We start from the raw sequence: 15,957 nt of genomic DNA, 5'->3' as shown, positions 1-15,957 counted from the left end.
CGCCTCTCGTGGTGACGCTTTAGAAGGACGTCACGGGCAACCCGCGAGAGGTTGCGGCGACCGCCGCGCTGGCGCGTTGTGAGCCCGCCAGCGCCGAGCGGCCCGCACCCCTGCCCACGGTAGGCGCGCGTCTGGTCAATGCGCGGCGCCTGCCGAGGTCGACGCGCTCCAGGGGTGGAGCGCCCGACCTCAATCCTCGCGGCTCCGGTCGCCGCCCTCTCTCGGCGGCCGGGGCCCGAGCCCCCAGACTTCCCGGCTCGCCGCCCGGCGTGCCCTCCCCCATCCCGCGCGCGCCAGTGTCGCGCGCCTAGCGTCCCAGGAGGACGAATGACGACCGAGCCCACTCCCGCCCCCACGCCTGCCGACGGCGACAAGCCCGCCCCCTGGGGCGAGGACTTCGACCCGGCCCGCGCCTGGACCTTGGTCCAGAACCTCCGCGCCGAGCGCGACGCCGCGCGCGACGAGGCGAAGCAGGCGACCGGCGCCCTCACCGCCGCTCGCGACGAGGCGAAGCACGCGACCGAGGCGCTCGCCACCGCGAAGGCCTCCCAGGCCGACGCCGAGCGCGCTCTCTGGCGCGAGTCCGCTCTCCGGCGCCACCCGCTCCCCGAGGGCCTCGACGCCGCCGCCGAGGCCGACGCGCTCGCGTTCCTGTCCGGCGACTCCGCCGAGGACGTCGAGCGCAAGGCCGCTACCCTCGCGGCGCTCCGTGGCGCCTCCGAGGTGCCCGCCCCGGGCTCGGATCTCCGGACCCGCCCGGAGCCCCGCCTCGCGGGCGTCCCGGGCCACTCGTCCGGCGACGCCGATCCCGCGCCGACTGATCTCGGCGCCCTCGCGGCGAAGATCTCCGCCGAGAGGATCTAGCCCCACCGACTCCCGCCTCGCGCTTCTGGGCTCGCGCGACGCGGTCGACGCACCGCCCCCGGCCGGACCCGTGAGACAGGTCCGCCGGGGGCTCTCGCGTCTCTGTCTCCCCGAGCCCAGACCCCTCCGATCGCCAGGCGCGGACGGAGCCCAGAAACCTCGCCCCCGGCCAGCGCATGACGCGGCCCGGCATCGCCGTCCGGCGAGGACGTCCAACCCTCACACCCCTTCCCGATTGGATCCCCCATGACGAACACCCTTCTTGACCCCCGCGACCTCGCGAACGTGACCGCCGACCTGGCGAAGGCCGACTTCGGCCTCGCGGGCCTGGTCCACACCTCGGCGTCGATCGGCTTCCAGCCCGGCCACGGCTCGACCGTGAATATCGAGGTCCCGGGCTCGACCTCGGCCTCGGAGCGCGCCCTCGGCGACACCTCCGACTACTCGGTCGACGGCGTCGTCGAGCAGACCTTCCCGATCACGCTCGACACCGAGGCCTACTCGACCGTGTCGCTCTCGCTCTCGGAGTCGACCCTCGACCTGGAGGACTACACCCGCCAGATCCTCGCCCCGCAGGCCCGCGCGGTCGCGGGCAAGATCGAGGGCAAGGTCGCCGCGCTCCTCGACGGCATGGCGACCGAGGCCTCGATCACCTACGACAGCGCCAACCCGAAGGCCGCGCTGGTCAAGGCCCGCGCGATGCTCCGCGCGAACCAGGTCCCCGGCGAGATCGTCGTCGTCGCGGGCCCGACCGCGTACGAGCACCTCCTCCTGTCCGGCGACGACGTCGACACCTCGGACGCCATGCCGAAGGTCGCCGGGATGACGATCGTCGAGAACAACCGCGTCGCGCCCGAGACCCTCGTCGTGATGGTCCGCGCCGCGATCGGCCTCGCGATCGTCGCGCCCGAGCCGCTCGACGAGACCAACTCGGCCGCGCACCGCACCGCCGACGGCGGCTTCGCCGTCCGCGTGCTCCGTGGCACGAACCCGGCCAACGGTCAGAGCCTCTCGACCGTGTCGACCTTCGTCGGCGCCGCGCTCCTGCCGATCCCGAAGCACGACGCCGAGACCGGCGAGACCGTGCTCACCGACGGGATCGGCGCGGTCGCGATCAACACGACCGGCGCGTAAGCGTGGCGGCCCTGCCGCCTGACGTGTCCGCCCTGGAGACCCGCCTCGGCTTCGAGCCCGGCGGGCTCCAGGGCTCGGACCTCGCCCGCGCGGTCGCCGCCCTCGACGACGCTACGGCCGTCGTGCTCGCCACCGTCCCCGAGCGCGTCGCGACCACCTGGGAGACCGACGCCCCGCCCCTGGCGCGCGTCATCACCCTGAAGGCCGCCCGGCGCGAGTGGGAGAACCCGCAGGGCCTCCGCTCGGAGACCCTCGACGGGAACGGCTTCACGCTCGACACGGCGACCGGCGTCATGCTCACGCACCGCGAGCGCGCCGACCTGAAGCGCCTCGCCACTGGCCGCCCCGGCGGCTACGTCGGCGACGTCCGCACGCCCTCGGCCTACGACGCCACCGCCTGACAAATCGCAGGCGCCCCGCTCCCGCCCTTTCGCGTGCCACCCGTGCCCGGCCTAGGCCTCGCACGCATGGCCGCGAGAGCGGCCCTGGAGAGCCTCTGAGGCTCTCCTGAGCAGGAGGGCCCTCCCCGGCCTACTCCTGCCCCGAACGCCCCTCCGGCCCGGTCCTAAAGGCTCACCCGCGCCGGAGGGGCGTTCGCTCGGCCCGTTTGCGTGACTCACAAAGGAGACCCCATGCCCGCCACCTCTCGCCCCTGCCTCGGATGCGACCCCGCCTCGGCCACCTCGGCGCACTCGGCCGCCTGCCGCAAGGCCGCCCAGCGCGCCCGCGAGCGGGCCCACGTCGAGCACCTCCGCGCGACGATCACCGCCCAGGCCTCCGAGATCGCCCGACTCCGGGCCCTCCTCGGCGCCTCGGCCTAGGTCCGGTGGTGAAGTGATGAAAGTGAGTGTGTTTCTGGTTAGTTGCTATGGCGTTCTCTCTCCCTAGGTGCCCCCTTGCCCCCTTGCCCCCTAGTGCGAACTAGCAGGAGCTTCTAAATCGCCGGCCGACCCCTCGCCTGCCCCCCCTTGCCCCCTGCCTTGCCGCCCTTATTAGTTGCGCTGGCAAGTGCGCTGTTCAGGCGCCGGGGGCGGGTTCCCCGCCTTGCCACGGCCGGAGGCCGTTTACACAGGCGGCTAATCCGTTGGGCGCCCATCTTCCGCCCGTCCTCAGCCCAGGGCTCCGCCCCCGCCCCGCACGCCGCCGACGCGCCGGGCCCCGCCCGCTCCCCACCCCGAAAGGCCCCCGACCATGCCCTCGACCCTCCTCGCCGACCGCCCGCTCGCCGACGTCCTCGCCGACGCGCGCGCCCGCCTCGGCCTGCCCGCCCTCCTAACCGCCGCCCCGGGCGGCCTCGCCGCCTGGTGCCTCGCGCCCGAGCCCGACGCCTCGCCCCTCCCGGCCCTCGCCCGCCGGATCGAGCGCCGGGGCTTCTCGACCGCCTGGCCCGTGGGCCTCCTCGCCCCCGAGCCCCTCGCGGCGGATCTCGCCGCTCGCGGCCTGACGTACCGCCACGGCCTCGGCTACGCGATCCACGGCTCGCCCGTCGAGCCCTCGCAGGCCGCCCGCCTGGCCGCCGAGATCCTCGACGACGCGGCCGAGATCCTCGCGGCGCCTGCCTCCGCCTCGGCGTCGCTCTGGCGCGATCCGGCGACCCCGGCCGAAGGCCTGTACCTGGCGAAGCGGCTCGACTCTCTCCTCGCTCGCCTGCCCCTGGATCTCGCGGCGCACGCCGACGCGCTCGCCCACACCGCCCGCGACCTCCGCACCTCGCGCGGCGCCCAGACCGCCGCCCTGGCCCTCGTCCGGCCGTACCTGCCCGACGGTCGCCCCGTGGTCGACGCGGACGCCGTAGGGGCGTTCCTGGCGGCCTACGACGACGCCGAGGCGATCGCCCGCCCCGACCTCGGCCGCGCCTACGCCGACGCGGGCACTCCCGGCGCCCTCGCCGACCTGCCCACGCTCTACGCCCTGGCCGCCGAGCGTTGGGGCGCCCCCGTGAAGCGTCGCGGCACGATCACGTTCCGCCCGGCGCCCCTGACCGACCGCCGTCCCGCCCTCCGCCTGACCCGATAGGACCCCGACCGCATGACTCCCGCGCACCCCTGGACCGCCCGCCCGACGGGCCCGCTCGACGCCGAGGACCTCGCCGCGACCGCCCTCGCCTCGGCGTCCCTGCCGAGCAACCGCCCGCGCCTGGCCGACTCCCTCCCCGCCACCCCTCGACCGGAAGGACCCGCCCGCATGACCGACCCCGCCTCCGATCCCTGGCGCCCCGTCCCGGCGCTCGCAGTACCCGCCCACGACGAGCCGCTCCCCGTCCTCGTCGGCGTCCCGGGACACCTCGGATGATCGCGCCCGTCGTCGCCGCACGCCTGGCGGCCGTCGTGGATCCGCCCTGCCCGTACCCGCTCCCTGGCGCGGCGCGCTTCTCGGATCGCCGCCGCGATCAGCGCCGCCTCTCGGAGATCCTCGGCGACCCGGCCCACGTCGCCGAGGCCCGCGAGATCCTCGACCGGCTCAACGCGCGAGCGGTCGCGTCGCTCTCGGCGACCGGCCCGATCCCCAGGGATGCGCGCTATGCCTCGGGCCCGCTCGCGTCCCTCGGCGAGCGCGCCCGCGTCGCCGTCCTCGCCGGGGCCTGACCCGCTCGCCGCGACCCCCTGGGGCCCCCTCCCCCCAGGGGGTCGCACAGAAGCCCGGTGGGCATAGCGCCTCCCTGTCTCGATGCTCGATCCCCCCAGTTTTCGACGTCCTCAAATCACCCTCCGGAAGGAGATCCGATGCCCGCGACCCCCGCCCCCGCCGCCCCGTCGACCGCCGACGAGTGGCCCCTCCCCGACGACTGGACCCCCGAGGCCCGCGACGTCTTCCTCGGCGTCCTTGACGAGCGCCCGGACCTCGCGGGCGCGGAACTCTCCAGCCTCTCCCAGGCCGCCGCCCTGGTCTCCTCGGCCGACCGCCTCGACGAGGCCGCCCGCGCGGCCGGGTACGTCTCGACCGGCTCGATGGGCCAGCCCGTCGTCCACCCGGCGAGCGTGGAGTCGCGCCTCGCGCGCACGGCCGCCGCGACGATCCTCGCCCGCCTCGCGGCCTCCGGCCCGGCGTCCCGCACGGCGAAGGCTCGCGGCGCCGCTCGCACCCGCTGGAGCGGCCAGTGAGGCGCCCCGCCTCGGCGCCGATCGCGGCCTCCGAGATCGAACTCCAGCCCCGCCACTGGAAGCCCGACGAGACCCTCCCGCCCCTCGTCCTCACCCCGCCCCGGCGCGGCGGCTGGACCCTCGACCGCGCCGCGAAGGCGGCCCGGACCTACGCGCTCGACCACGACCTCGGCCGGGCCGGAGCCCGCGCCGCGTTCCGCGCGATCGCCGACGCCGTTGCTCCCGGCGCCTCGCGGCCCACGCCCCTCGCCCGCGCCGAGATCCGCGCCCGCCTCGCGGGCCGCGACGTCCTCGCTCTCTAGGCGCCCTCCGCGCCCCTCTCAGGCCCTCGACCCGACGCCCCTCCCAGGGCCCGGGTCGGGGGCCTTTCGTGCGTCCTGGGGGCTCCTCGGAATAGCGGGCCTAGTCGGCGGCGCCCTCGCCCCCGAGATCACTCAACGACGAGGCCACGCTCGCGAGGTCCTCCGCCGCCGCTACCGCGCCGCTCACCATCACCGAGCCAACAACAAAGCCGAGCCCGGCGAGCACCCGAGACGCCGCGACGAGCCAGTCCGGATAGTCGCCGAGTGCGCTGACCTCGGAGACGATAAGAACCGTTGCGCTAATCACAAGGGCTCCCACGCCTACCGTCGCACGCCAGCCAGCGATAGCCGCGAGGCGCGTCCGTTCCATGATGAACAGGCTCGGCGATGCTGCGAGCAGGGCGACGCGCGCTTTGTAGGCCGCATCCCTCGCTTCCCGCGCAAGGCGCTTCCGCGTGCTCCGACGGTCGATCGACGCTTCGACACGCCTCCGCAATGCGGATCCGAAGAAGACGTCGAGCAGCCAACCGAGAACGGCGCCGACAACCAGAAGCAACCAGGGGCTATTCACGTTTCACAGTCTCACGCACGCGCCGCGTCAAGCCAGCGAGCACACGCCGCAACTCATGCGCGGAAGCCCCCGGCCGCACTTGGCGACCGGGGGCTCGGCGTCGGGTGTGAACGCGCTACGCGCTCGCGGTCTCGCGGGCCTCGCGGCGCTCGCGCTCGGCGACGATCTCGGCCCGGCGCTCCGGCGTCACCTTGCGCCGCGTCGAATCCGTCGCGATCGCCTCGCGGAGCGCGTCGCCGGAGAGAATCTCGACGGCGCCGTCCTCGCCGCGCTCGCGCCAGTGAAGCACGATGCGACTCGCGTCAAAGCGGGGCCCGTCCACACGCTTCGGCGTGATCTCGACCGCGTCGAGCGCGCCCGCGAGGATCACGCGGCGCTCGGGCACGCCCGCGCGCTCCCACGCCTCGCGGAACGTCTCGCCGGTCTCCCGGATCTCGACCCGCGTCTCCGGCTCCTGCTCCGCGAGCGCGTCGAGCCTTTCGAGGAGCGCTTCCTCCTGCTCAGAGAGCACCTTCCGCTCCGCCCGCGAGGACGCCCGCTTCTGGCGCGTGATCTCGTCGAGCGCCGCCTCCACGCGCGCCCGCTCGGCGTCGAGCGCGGCCGCCTCCGAGAGCGTGACAGGCTCGACGACCGGCCACTCTCCGGCGACCGAGAGGAGCGCCTCGCCGACCTCGGCGTCGGTCGCGGTCGATCGGATCGACACGCCCATACAGACCGCGCCCCCGCCGGGACGCGCGCACCTGTAGGACGTCACTCCGCCGCTGGTGCCCATGTAGAGCGGTCCACCGCACAGGCCACACCGTCCGAGCCCCTTCTTCCCGCTGAGGAGCGCGCGCGGCGGCCGCCCTCGGTGCTCGCTCACACGGTCCTTCTTCGGCGGGAATCTCCTGCGGAGCGCCGCGAGTTCGTCGGCGGTCACGATCGCATCCCAGACGACGAGAGGCATCCGATCCGAGTCGCGCACCATGTCGAGTTCTGCGGGATCCGGCCGCTTGCCCTTCCCGACCCGCTCCGGGTCGCGAGTCTGGTAGCCCGCGATCGCGTTCCCGCGCAGGAGCGCGCGCACCGTGCTCGCCTGCCATGCGCCCCGGTCGAGGCCCTTGGGATCCGGCGCGCTCGGGTCCTCGATGCGGCGGAGCGCGGCGGCCCTGTATGCCGATCGCGGCGCGGGCACGCCCCGCGCGGTGAGGTCCCTCGCGAGCCCGTTCGCACTCGCGTCGCCTACGAGGATCGCGTCGACCATGCGGCGCACCTCGGCGACCTCGCCGTCGACCTGGACCAGCACCCGCCCGGGACCGTCGGGGTTGCGCGTGGTCCGGTAGCCGTAGGGCGCGCGACCTCCGGGCCACCGTCCGACCGTGACCAGGTGCGCGCGGCTCGACTTTGACCGCGTCGAGATGTTCTCCGCCTCGGCCGCCGCAAGCCCTCCGAGGACACCAGAGACCACGTGCCAGCCCGCGCGCTGGTCGCTGTCGAGGCCGTCCCGGAGCGCGACGAAGCGCGACCCCGGCGCGTCGTCGAGGGCGCCCTGGATCTCGGCAAGATCCTTCGCGCCACGGCGCCCGAAGCGGTCGAGTTTCCACACCATGAGCACCTGTACGGCACCGCTCCGCAGGAGGTCGAGCGCCTCGGTCGCCTTCGCACGCTCTTTGCGCCCTGAGAGACCGTCGTCGACGAGGACGTGCTCCTTCGCGATCGCCCAGCCCTCGCGCTCGGCGCGCGCTCGGAGATCCGCCTCCTGGCGCTCGATCGACGTCGACGCCTCTGTCGTCTTCGATAGGCGGAGGTAGAGCGCGGCGCGGGGCTTGGTGGTCATCGGTCCTCGATTCTCTCATGCGGGGCGTGAAGCCCTCCGAGGACGAACCTAGATGAAAATAGTGACTACACGCACGCGTGGGTGCAGCCGCGGTACGGGTTCACCGTCCAGGTGAACGGCACCGCGCTGCCCGGTCCCACCCGGTTGAGCGCGCTCTTCGCGAGCACCTCGTGGAACGTCACCCCGGCGAACTCTGGCGTGGTGACCGTCCGCACCAGGTTCGAAATCTTCGCGAGCGCGGGGAGCGCCTCGTCGCTCTCGGCGCGCAGCGCCTGTCCCTCCCACCGCATGCATCTATTCGAACACCTGTTCGATCGCAGGTCAATCCGCCGCGCGGACCTGCGTCCCTTAGGCTCGAGACCAGGGGCGACGGCACATCGGGCGCGCGTCGCGAGGAGGATCCATGGCAGGGATGACCAAGGCGCAGCTCGAGGCTCGCCTGCACGAGCTCGAATCGGAGAACGCGCGCCTCCAGGAGGCCATCGACGAGAACGCCCGGCTGCGCGCCTCGCTCGAGACGGCCGCGCCCGCCCCCGGGCCTGTCTCCGCGGCAGCCGCGCCGGGGCCGGCGCCAGCGAGCGCCCGCGGCCGCGCCTTCCTGGGCGTCCTGCTCATCGTGCTCGGCACGCTGGTCGCACCGCTCGCGACGGTCTCGGCCTACGCGGCCCGCATGGTGGGCGACACCGACGTGTTCGTCGCCACGCTCGCACCGCTCGCCGAGGATCCCGACGTCCAGGCCTTCGTGGTCGACGAGGCGACCGCCGCGATCGACGAGGCCCTCGACACGGACGCCCTGGTCGAGGACCTCCTCGCGAGCGTGATCGATGAGGGCTCGACCCCGCGCCTCGCGAACGCCGCAGACGTGCTGGGCCCGCTCCTCGCGGACCAGGCGCGCGTCGCGATCCGCAGCGCGCTCACCCAGGTGGTCGGCACCGAGGCCTTCGTGACCGTATGGGAGCAGGCGCTCGCGCTCGCGCATGCGCAGGTGGTCGGCGTGCTCGAGGCCGATGCGGACGGCGCCGTCACCATCGACGAGACCGGGGTGGTCGCGCTTCAGCTCGCGCCGATCATCGACGAGCTCAGGCCCGCGCTCGTCGACGCGGGCTTCACCCTCGCGGACTCGATCCCCACCGTCGACGTGAGCGTCACGCTCGCCGAGGTCCCCAAGGTCGCGCAGGCGCGCCTGGGCTACTCCATCCTCAAGACCGTCGGCTCGGTGCTGCCGTGGATCGCGCTCGCCCTCATCGCCGCGGGCATCCTGGTCCACCCGCGCCGGCCCCGCGCGAGCATCGTCGCCGGAACGCTCCTGCTCATCGTGGGCGCCACCCTCGCGCTCGTGCTCGCGACCGCCGGCGACATCGTCGCCGCGGCGATCGCGACCGAGGTCCCCACGGCCACCACCGGCGCGATCTACGGCGCCGTCACCGCCGAGCCGGGAGCCGTGCTCATCGCGTACGTCGTCGCCGGCGCGGTCGCGATCCTCGCGGGCCTCGTGCTCGGGCGGTCGAGCGCGGCCGCGAGCGCGCGCGAGCGGAGCCTCGGCTGGGCGGACCGGGGCGCGTCCGCGCTGGACGAGCGCGGCTGGCGCTCCCCCGCGGTCGGCGCGCTGCTCCGCAGGCGAGGCTGGCTGCTGTGGATCTGGCTCGCCGCCGTCTTCCTGCTGCTGTACGCGACGCTGCGGCCCTTCACACCGGTCGGCGTGGTGCTGGGCACGCTCGTGATCGCGCTCGCCGGTGCGGTCTTCGCGGTGCTGCGCGCGGAGAGCTCGCCCGAGGGCGCCGCCGAAGGCATCGCCGAGGACGGCTCAGGGACGATGCCGGAAGGCGCGCCCGAGGAGCCGCCCGCACCCGCCGACGACCCGGCGATCTGAACTTTTCCATGCCCCGACGCGACGCATCGTCCCTGCTTCCTGCGCGGCCACGCGACCCGGTCCATGACCCGTGACCTACGTCCCTTTTACCTTTCCTTTTGACTCGGCACACTCGCCGGAGGGCGCGCACCCTCAGCTCTGCGCCCGTCCACAACGCGAGCCGAAGGAGTCGAGCGTGCTGCACACCCTGACCTACCTGGACAAGCTGACCCTCTCCCCGGAGGTCCGCGACGTCCTCGCCACCGCCCCCTCGGTGACGGTGCCGGCGACGCGCGAGGAGCTCTACGCCCTGGCGCTCGGCCCGGACGGAGGCCCGGTCTTCAGCGTCGACTACGACGTCGACGGCGAGGTCCTCACCGAGGCCACCGTGACCCGCTGCCGCAACGGCATCGCGGTCAACTACCCCGAGGACTACATGCGCCGGCGCGACCCGCAGTGCATGGTCATCGCGGACGACCGCCCCACCGACAAGACCCGCTTCTTCGACCGCTTCGGGCACGCCTTCGACGGCACGCGCGCGGACACGATGGAGTGGCTGAGGCACCAGGACCTCGTGGTGGTGCCGTTCAAGGCCGGCGGCCTCACGCACGGCTCGCCGTCGATCGCGATCATGCCGGTGAACTCCGCGTTCTTCGCGACCGCGCTGGTCGACCTCCAGGGCTGGGTGACCTTCGACGAGCTCGACGACTTCGCGCCGCGCTCGATCCTCTACGTCGCCCCGCCGTTCCGCCACACGCACTTCGACGGCAAGCAGGTGGTGGTCCACGACCGCTCGGAGACGCTCCACGAGATCTTCGCGTACAACCTCTACCCCGGCCCCAGCGCCAAGAAGGGCGTGTTCTCGGTGCTGCTCGACATCGGCGAGCAGGAGGGCTGGATCACCGCCCACGCCTCGTCGGTGCGCGTCACCACGCCGTACGACAACGAGACGGTCATCATGCACGAGGGCGCCTCGGGCGGCGGCAAGTCCGAGATGTGCCAGGACCTGCGCCGCGAGGACGATGGCCGCATCCTGCTGGGCGAGAACGTGGTCACCGGCGAGGAGTACCTCATCACCCTGTCCGAGACCTGCGATCTCGCACCCGTCACCGACGACATGACGCTGTGCCACCCCGCGGTGCAGGACGGCAGCGGCAAGATGGTCGTCGCCGACGCCGAGGACGGCTGGTTCGTGCGCGTCGACAACCTCAAGGCGTACGGCGCGGACGTCCACTTCGAGCGGGCCGTCATCCACCCCGACACCCCGCTGGTGTTCTTCAGCCTCGACGGCACGCCCGACGCCACGGTGCTGCCGTGGGAGCACACGCTCGACTCGACCGGGAAGCCGTGCCCCAACCCGCGCGTGGTCATCCCCCGCTCGATGATCCACGGCATCGTCCACCAGCCCGAGCCCGTGGACGTGCGCACGTTCGGCGCCCGCATGCCCGCGTGCACCGCCGACAACCCGACCTACGGGATCATGGGCATGACGCACTTCGTGCCGCCGGCCATCGCGTGGCTGTGGCGCCTCATCGCCCCGCGCGGCGACAAGAACCCGTCGATCGGCGAGGCGGCCGATGCGGTCAAGCGCCTCGAGCACGGCGGCATGGTGTCCGAGGGCGTCGGCTCGTACTGGCCGTTCTCGACCGGCACCCAGGTCGAGGCCGCGAACCTGCTCCTCAAGCAGATCCTCGAGTTCAACCGCACGCGCTACGTGCTCACCCCCAACCAGCACATCGGCGCCTACAAGGTCGGCTTCTCGGCCGAGTGGCTCACGCGCGAGTGGCTGGCGCGCAAGGGCGGCGGCCGCATGCGTGCCGACCAGCTGGAGCCCGCCCGCTGCCCGCTGTTCGGCTACTCGCCCAAGGAGATGACGCTCGACGGCCAGCCGATCCGCCGCACCCTGCTGCGCCCCGAGATGCAGTCCCAGGTGGGCACCGCGGCCTACGACGCCGGCTGCGCGATCCTCACCGGCTTCTTCAAGTCCGAGCTCCAGAAGTTCCTCACGGACGACCTCGACCCGCTGGGCCGCGAGATCATCCAGGCCTGCCTCACGGACGCCAAGGTCGAGGACTACGAGGCGCTCACGCCGATGTACCTCTGAGCCCGATGCATCTCTGAACGGTTGACGGTCATGCCGCCGCGGACGCACCGTGGCGGCATGACCGGAACCCTGCAGCTCCGCCTCGTCCTCCACGCCGACGACCTCGACGGCGCCCTCGCGCTCTTCCGCGACGCCCTCGGCATGCCCGCCGAGCTCGACCTCACCACCCCCACCGACGACGGCGACGCGCGCGTCGTGGTGCTCGAGGCGGGACGCGCGACGCTCGAGCTGGTCAACACGCCGCAGCGCGACCTCATCGACGAGCTCGAGGTCGGACGCCCCGTCTCCCGGGAGATGCGCGTCGCCCTGGAGGTGGACGATGCGGCGGCGGCCACCGACGCCGCGCTCGCGGGCGGCGCGGTCGAGGTCGCGCCGCCGACCCGCACGCCGTGGGGCTCGCTCAACGCGCGCCTCGAGACGCCGCTGGGCGTGCAGCTCACGCTCTTCACGCAGGTCGAGCCGGAGTAGCGCGCCTCACCCCGGGCCGGGCTCCGGCGTGGAGGCACCCCTCGCGCGTCCTCGTGCCCGCGCCTAGGCTCGTGACGCATGCGCGTCCCCGACTCCCCCGGTCGGCGGCCCGTCACGGGCCCCGCCAGCGCGCTGGTCGCGGTGATGCTCGCGCTCGCAGTCGTCCTGCTTTCCGCCACCCACGCTTCCGCGCACACCGCGCTGGACTCGACCGACCCCGCCGACGGCGCCACGGTGAGCGGCCCCGTCGACCGCATCGTCCTCACGTTCACCCTGCCCGTGACGATCCTGGGCGACGGCGCGACCGTCGCCGGACCGGAGGGGGCGGTGGCGGCGGAGGTGACGCAGGAGCAGGAGGGAGCGGTGGTGATCGCCACGCCGGCCGAGCCGCTGGTCGACGGCGAGCACACCGTCGAGTGGACGGTCGCGGCGCAGGACGGGCACCCGCTCGACGGCACGTCCTCCTTCACGGTCGTCGACGCCTTACCGGCGCCCACCGCTTCGGCGTCCGCCACAGCGTCGGCGGGGGCCGCGGCGAGTGCATCGGCCACGCCGACGGCCACCCCCGCGGCCACGGCGACCGACTCGACGTCGTCCTCGCCCGCGCCCGCGCCCGCCATCACGGCAACCGACGGCACCGCGATGGACGACGAGACGGGCGACGCCCCCGCCACCGTCCTCGCACGCGCCGGCAGCGCGACCGCGCTGTGGGCCCTCCTGGTCGGCGCGGGCGCGCTCGCCTTCGCGGCGATCGCGATGCGCGGACCGGATCGCGTCGACGAGCCGCGCGTCATCGCCGGCGTGCGCTGGTGCGGCGCGCTGCTGCTCGGCGGACTCGCGCTGCGCATCGTCGGCAGGTCCGCGGTCATCGCGGGCGGCTCGCTCTCGGAGGGGCTGGGCGCCGATGCGCTGGGCGACGCCCTCGCGGGGTCGTTCGCCGGGGTGGCGGGACTGCAGGCCGCCGGCGGGGCGCTCATGCTGCTCGGCGCGTGGCGCTCGGCGGCGGCGTCCGCGGGCGCGATCGCCGGGGTGCTGCTCGCGGGCGCGGGCCACGTGCTCGGCGGGCACAGCCACACCGCGGAGCCCCGGGCGCTCGTGCTCGCCGCGGACATCGCGCACCTCGCCGCCGCGGCGGTCTGGGTGGGCGGCGCCGTCACGCTCGCCGCGGTGATGCGCAGGCGCGGCCGCGAGGACCGGCCCCCGGCGGCCGCGGCGATGGCCTCGCGGTTCGGGGTGGCCGCCGCCGCATCGGTCGTGGTCGTAGGGATCGCGGGAGTGGCCCTCACCTGGGCGATCGTCGACGAGCCGAGCGACCTGTGGACGTCGAGCTGGGGCGTCACGCTGCTGGTCAAGGCGGGCCTGGTGCTCCTCGCCGCCGGCATCGGCGCGTACACGCACTTCCGCGTGGTCCCCGCGCTCGAGCGAGGCGCCGCCGGCGGGCAGCAGGACCCGGCCCACGCGCATCTGCGGCGCGGGACCGTCGTCGAGACGGTGGTCTTCGGAGGCATCGTCGTGGCGACGGCCATCCTCGTCGCCTCCTCCGTGCATGTGTGAGCACCACACCCCTTGACCTTCCAGCGGGATGGAAGGAATAGCGTGCGGAGTTGTTGCTTCTCCTGAGGAGGTCCCCATGGCACACGACCACGGCACGATGGCGCACGAGGCGCCCGCGCCCGACGACCACGACCGCTCCGAGGCCCATCCCGACGACCACGAGCACGCGCAGGACGCCCACGGCTCGCACGCCCACCACGGCACGGACCACAGCGGCCACGCCGCGCTCTTCAGGACGCTCTTCTGGTGGAACCTGGTGCTCGCGGTCCCCGTGATCGCCACGAGCGAGATGGTCGAGGGCTGGCTCGGCTACGACCTCCCCGGCAGCGCGTGGATCCCGCCGCTGCTGGGCACCGTGATCTTCGTGTGGGGCGGCTGGCCGTTCCTCAGCATGGCCTGGCGCGACGAGCTCACGGCCCGCAAGCCCGGGATGATGACTCTCATCTCGCTGGCGATCACCGTCGCCTTCCTCGCCTCCGCCGCGGCCACGCTCGGCATCGGCGGACTGAGCTTCTGGTGGGAGCTCGCGGCGCTGATCGTGGTGATGCTGCTCGGCCACTGGCAGGAGATGAAGGCGGTCGGGCAGGCGCAGGGCGCCCTGCAGGCGCTCGCCGAGCTGCTGCCCGATGACGCGGAGCGCGTAAGCGCGGACGGCGGCGGGAGGACGGAGCACGTGAGCATCGGCGACCTCGGCAGCGGCGACGTCGTCGTCGTCAGGCCGGGCGGCCGTGTCCCCGCCGACGGCACCATCGTCACGGGCGAGGCGAGCGTCGACGAGTCGATGATCACGGGCGAGTCCTCCCCCGTCGCGAAGACCGAGGGCGACCACGTGGTCGCCGGCACCGTCGCGACCGACGGCTCCCTGCGCGTCGAGGTCACCGCGACCGGCGACGACACGGCGCTCGCGGGGATCCAGCGCATGGTCCAGGACGCCCAGAACAGCCGCTCGGGCACCCGCAGGCTCGCGGACCGTGCCGCCGCCTGGCTGTTCTGGATCGCTCTCGGCGCGGCGGCGCTCACGTTCGCCGTCCATGCCGCCCTCGGGGAGCCGGCTCAGGGCCTCACCGCCGCCGTCTCCGTCCTGGTGATCGCGTGCCCGCACGCGCTCGGTCTCGCGATCCCCCTGGTGATCGCGATCGCGACGTCCACCTCCGCGAAGCAGGGCATCCTGGTGAAGGACACCGCGGCGCTCGAGGCCATGCGGACCGTCGACGCCGTCCTCTTCGACAAGACCGGCACGCTGACCCGCGGCGAGCACGCGCTCACCGATGCGGTCGCGATCGACGGCTGGGACGAGGACCGCATGCTCGCGCTCGCCGCAGCCGCCGAGTCCGACTCCGAGCACCCCATCGGCCGGGCCGTGGTCGCGGCGGCCGAGGTCCGCGGGCTCGACCTTCCCACCGCCGAGGACGCCGACACGCTCCCGGGTCGCGGGGTCCGCGCGCGCGTCGACGGTCACGACGTCGCGGTCGGCGGGCCAAGCCTGCTCGACCACCTGGGCATCGAGGCGCCCGAGTCGCTGGACGATGCGGCGGCCCGGTGGCGCGAGAAGGGCGGCGCCGTGCTCACCGTCGTGGTCGACGGCGAGGCGGTCGGGGCCTTCACCACCGCGGACCCGATCCGGGAGGAGTCGCGCCGCGCGGTCGAGGCGCTCCACGCCCGCGGGATCGACGTCGCCCTCATCACCGGCGACTCGCTGGCCGTGGCCGATGCGGTGGCGGGCGAGCTCGGCATCGACGACGTGTTCGCCGAGGTCCTTCCCGACGACAAGGACCAGGCGGTGGCGGACCTCCAAGGCGACGGCAAGAAGGTCGCCATGGTGGGCGACGGGGTCAACGACGCGCCGGCCCTCGCGCGCGCCGACGTGGGGCTGGCCATCGGCGCGGGCACGGACGTCGCCATGGAGGCCGCCGGCGTGGTGCTCGCGAGCTCGGACCCCCGTGGCGTGGTCGGCGTGATCGAGCTCTCGCACGCGAGCTACCGGAAGATGCGCCAGAACCTCGTGTGGGCGACCGCCTACAACGCGATCGCGATCCCGGTCGCCGCGGGCGCGCTCCAATGGGCCGGGATCACGATGCCGCCCGCCGTCGCCGCGATCGCGATGAGCCTCTCGACCATCGTGGTCGCCGCGAACGCCCAACTGCTGCGCCGCGTCCAGCTCAAGCCAGAGGACACGCCCGCGGACTAGCGTGGA

16 protein-coding genes and 1 pseudogene are annotated in these 15,957 nt (G+C 74.0%); 14 read left to right on the top strand and 3 right to left on the bottom strand.

Annotation, left to right across the window (positions count from 1 at the left end; all coding sequences use genetic code 11):
- The first annotated feature begins 327 nt into the window (after positions 1 to 327).
- The 9 genes from TR42_RS07485 to TR42_RS07445 all read left to right on the top strand — a co-directional run bounded on the left by TR42_RS07485 (position 328) and on the right by TR42_RS07445 (position 5,401).
- Positions 328 to 864 carry a hypothetical protein gene (locus tag TR42_RS07485; protein ID WP_042214498.1) on the top strand — a complete coding sequence of 179 codons (537 nt, stop codon included), beginning with the start codon at positions 328 to 330 and terminating at the stop codon, positions 862 to 864.
- 246 nt (positions 865 to 1,110) lie between these two features.
- Positions 1,111 to 1,998, top strand: coding sequence for a major capsid protein (locus TR42_RS07480; protein WP_042214496.1), 888 nt, complete (start codon positions 1,111 to 1,113; stop codon positions 1,996 to 1,998).
- A gap of 23 nt (positions 1,999 to 2,021) precedes the next feature.
- Positions 2,022 to 2,399, top strand: a complete 378-nt coding sequence (locus TR42_RS07475) for a hypothetical protein (protein ID WP_143058960.1) — start codon at positions 2,022 to 2,024, stop codon at positions 2,397 to 2,399.
- A 231-nt stretch (positions 2,400 to 2,630) separates the two neighbouring features.
- Complete coding sequence (locus TR42_RS07470; RefSeq protein WP_042214493.1) at positions 2,631 to 2,819, top strand: hypothetical protein; 189 nt, start codon at positions 2,631 to 2,633, stop codon at positions 2,817 to 2,819.
- Positions 2,820 to 3,189: 370 nt separating this feature from the next.
- Complete coding sequence (locus tag TR42_RS07465; protein ID WP_042214491.1) at positions 3,190 to 4,014, top strand: hypothetical protein; 825 nt, start codon at positions 3,190 to 3,192, stop codon at positions 4,012 to 4,014.
- A 12-nt stretch (positions 4,015 to 4,026) separates the two neighbouring features.
- Positions 4,027 to 4,290 (top strand): hypothetical protein, encoded by a 264-nt coding sequence (locus tag TR42_RS07460; RefSeq protein ID WP_042214490.1) that lies wholly within the window; start codon positions 4,027 to 4,029, stop codon positions 4,288 to 4,290.
- A complete protein-coding gene (locus TR42_RS07455; RefSeq protein ID WP_042214488.1) occupies positions 4,287 to 4,583 on the top strand; it encodes a hypothetical protein in 297 nt (98 codons plus the stop codon). The genes TR42_RS07460 and TR42_RS07455 overlap by 4 nt, the downstream gene beginning before the upstream one ends.
- Before the next feature lie 138 nt (positions 4,584 to 4,721).
- The gene (locus tag TR42_RS14265) at positions 4,722 to 5,099 is read left to right on the top strand and encodes a hypothetical protein (RefSeq protein ID WP_052405774.1); all 378 of its coding nucleotides are present in this window, start codon (positions 4,722 to 4,724) and stop codon (positions 5,097 to 5,099) included.
- The gene (locus tag TR42_RS07445; protein ID WP_042214487.1) at positions 5,096 to 5,401 is read left to right on the top strand and encodes a hypothetical protein; all 306 of its coding nucleotides are present in this window, start codon (positions 5,096 to 5,098) and stop codon (positions 5,399 to 5,401) included. Before TR42_RS14265 ends, TR42_RS07445 begins: the two co-directional genes overlap by 4 nt.
- 100 nt (positions 5,402 to 5,501) lie before the next feature.
- Here TR42_RS07445 and TR42_RS07440 read toward each other — a convergent pair whose 3' ends face one another.
- The 3 genes and pseudogenes from TR42_RS07440 to TR42_RS07425 form a co-directional block, all read right to left on the bottom strand.
- A complete protein-coding gene (locus TR42_RS07440; RefSeq protein WP_042214485.1) occupies positions 5,502 to 5,972 on the bottom strand; it encodes a hypothetical protein in 471 nt (156 codons plus the stop codon).
- A 115-nt stretch (positions 5,973 to 6,087) separates the two neighbouring features.
- Positions 6,088 to 7,788 (bottom strand): recombinase family protein, encoded by a 1,701-nt coding sequence (locus TR42_RS07435; protein WP_052405772.1) that lies wholly within the window; start codon positions 7,786 to 7,788, stop codon positions 6,088 to 6,090.
- 68 nt (positions 7,789 to 7,856) lie between these two features.
- A pseudogene (locus TR42_RS07425) lies at positions 7,857 to 8,078 on the bottom strand (Rv2578c family radical SAM protein); the annotation flags it as partial.
- A gap of 113 nt (positions 8,079 to 8,191) precedes the next feature.
- Here TR42_RS07425 and TR42_RS07420 point away from each other — a divergent pair.
- The 5 genes from TR42_RS07420 (at position 8,192) to TR42_RS07400 (ending at position 15,951) form a co-directional block, all read left to right on the top strand.
- Positions 8,192 to 9,658 carry a bZIP transcription factor gene (locus TR42_RS07420; RefSeq protein ID WP_143058961.1) on the top strand — a complete coding sequence of 489 codons (1,467 nt, stop codon included), beginning with the start codon at positions 8,192 to 8,194 and terminating at the stop codon, positions 9,656 to 9,658.
- A gap of 175 nt (positions 9,659 to 9,833) precedes the next feature.
- Entirely contained in the window at positions 9,834 to 11,741 is a 1,908-nt protein-coding gene (locus TR42_RS07415; protein WP_236623390.1) for a DUF4914 family protein, read from the top strand.
- 57 nt (positions 11,742 to 11,798) lie between these two features.
- On the top strand, positions 11,799 to 12,209 hold the full coding sequence (locus TR42_RS07410; protein WP_042214477.1) for a VOC family protein: 411 nt from the start codon (positions 11,799 to 11,801) through the stop codon (positions 12,207 to 12,209).
- Positions 12,210 to 12,287: 78 nt separating this feature from the next.
- Complete coding sequence (locus TR42_RS07405) at positions 12,288 to 13,763, top strand: copper resistance CopC/CopD family protein (RefSeq protein WP_042214475.1); 1,476 nt, start codon at positions 12,288 to 12,290, stop codon at positions 13,761 to 13,763.
- Positions 13,764 to 13,839: 76 nt separating this feature from the next.
- Complete coding sequence (locus TR42_RS07400; RefSeq protein WP_201770788.1) at positions 13,840 to 15,951, top strand: heavy metal translocating P-type ATPase; 2,112 nt, start codon at positions 13,840 to 13,842, stop codon at positions 15,949 to 15,951.
- Positions 15,952 to 15,957 lie beyond the last annotated feature (6 nt).

Source organism: Demequina mangrovi (genome assembly GCF_000759715.1).
In the GTDB taxonomy this organism is placed as follows: Bacteria; Actinomycetota; Actinomycetes; order Actinomycetales; family Demequinaceae; genus Demequina; species Demequina mangrovi.
This window is presented reverse-complemented; position numbering and strand designations above follow the sequence as displayed.

Bases quoted from the DNA above. Each gene is read 5' to 3' on its own strand.
- TR42_RS07485 (WP_042214498.1), top strand. From the start codon at position 328: ATGACGACCGAGCCCACTCCCGCCCCCACGCCTGCCGACGGCGACAAG.
- TR42_RS07460 (WP_042214490.1), top strand. From the start codon at position 4,027: ATGACTCCCGCGCACCCCTGGACCGCCCGCCCGACGGGCCCGCTCGAC.
- TR42_RS14265 (WP_052405774.1), top strand. From the start codon at position 4,722: ATGCCCGCGACCCCCGCCCCCGCCGCCCCGTCGACCGCCGACGAGTGG.
- TR42_RS07480 (WP_042214496.1), top strand. From the start codon at position 1,111: ATGACGAACACCCTTCTTGACCCCCGCGACCTCGCGAACGTGACCGCC.
- TR42_RS07435 (WP_052405772.1), bottom strand. From the start codon at position 7,788: ATGACCACCAAGCCCCGCGCCGCGCTCTACCTCCGCCTATCGAAGACG.
- TR42_RS07400 (WP_201770788.1), top strand. From the start codon at position 13,840: ATGGCACACGACCACGGCACGATGGCGCACGAGGCGCCCGCGCCCGAC.
- TR42_RS07455 (WP_042214488.1), top strand. From the start codon at position 4,287: ATGATCGCGCCCGTCGTCGCCGCACGCCTGGCGGCCGTCGTGGATCCG.
- TR42_RS07465 (WP_042214491.1), top strand. From the start codon at position 3,190: ATGCCCTCGACCCTCCTCGCCGACCGCCCGCTCGCCGACGTCCTCGCC.
- TR42_RS07470 (WP_042214493.1), top strand. From the start codon at position 2,631: ATGCCCGCCACCTCTCGCCCCTGCCTCGGATGCGACCCCGCCTCGGCC.
- TR42_RS07405 (WP_042214475.1), top strand. From the start codon at position 12,288: ATGCGCGTCCCCGACTCCCCCGGTCGGCGGCCCGTCACGGGCCCCGCC.
- TR42_RS07420 (WP_143058961.1), top strand. From the start codon at position 8,192: ATGGCAGGGATGACCAAGGCGCAGCTCGAGGCTCGCCTGCACGAGCTC.
- TR42_RS07410 (WP_042214477.1), top strand. From the start codon at position 11,799: ATGACCGGAACCCTGCAGCTCCGCCTCGTCCTCCACGCCGACGACCTC.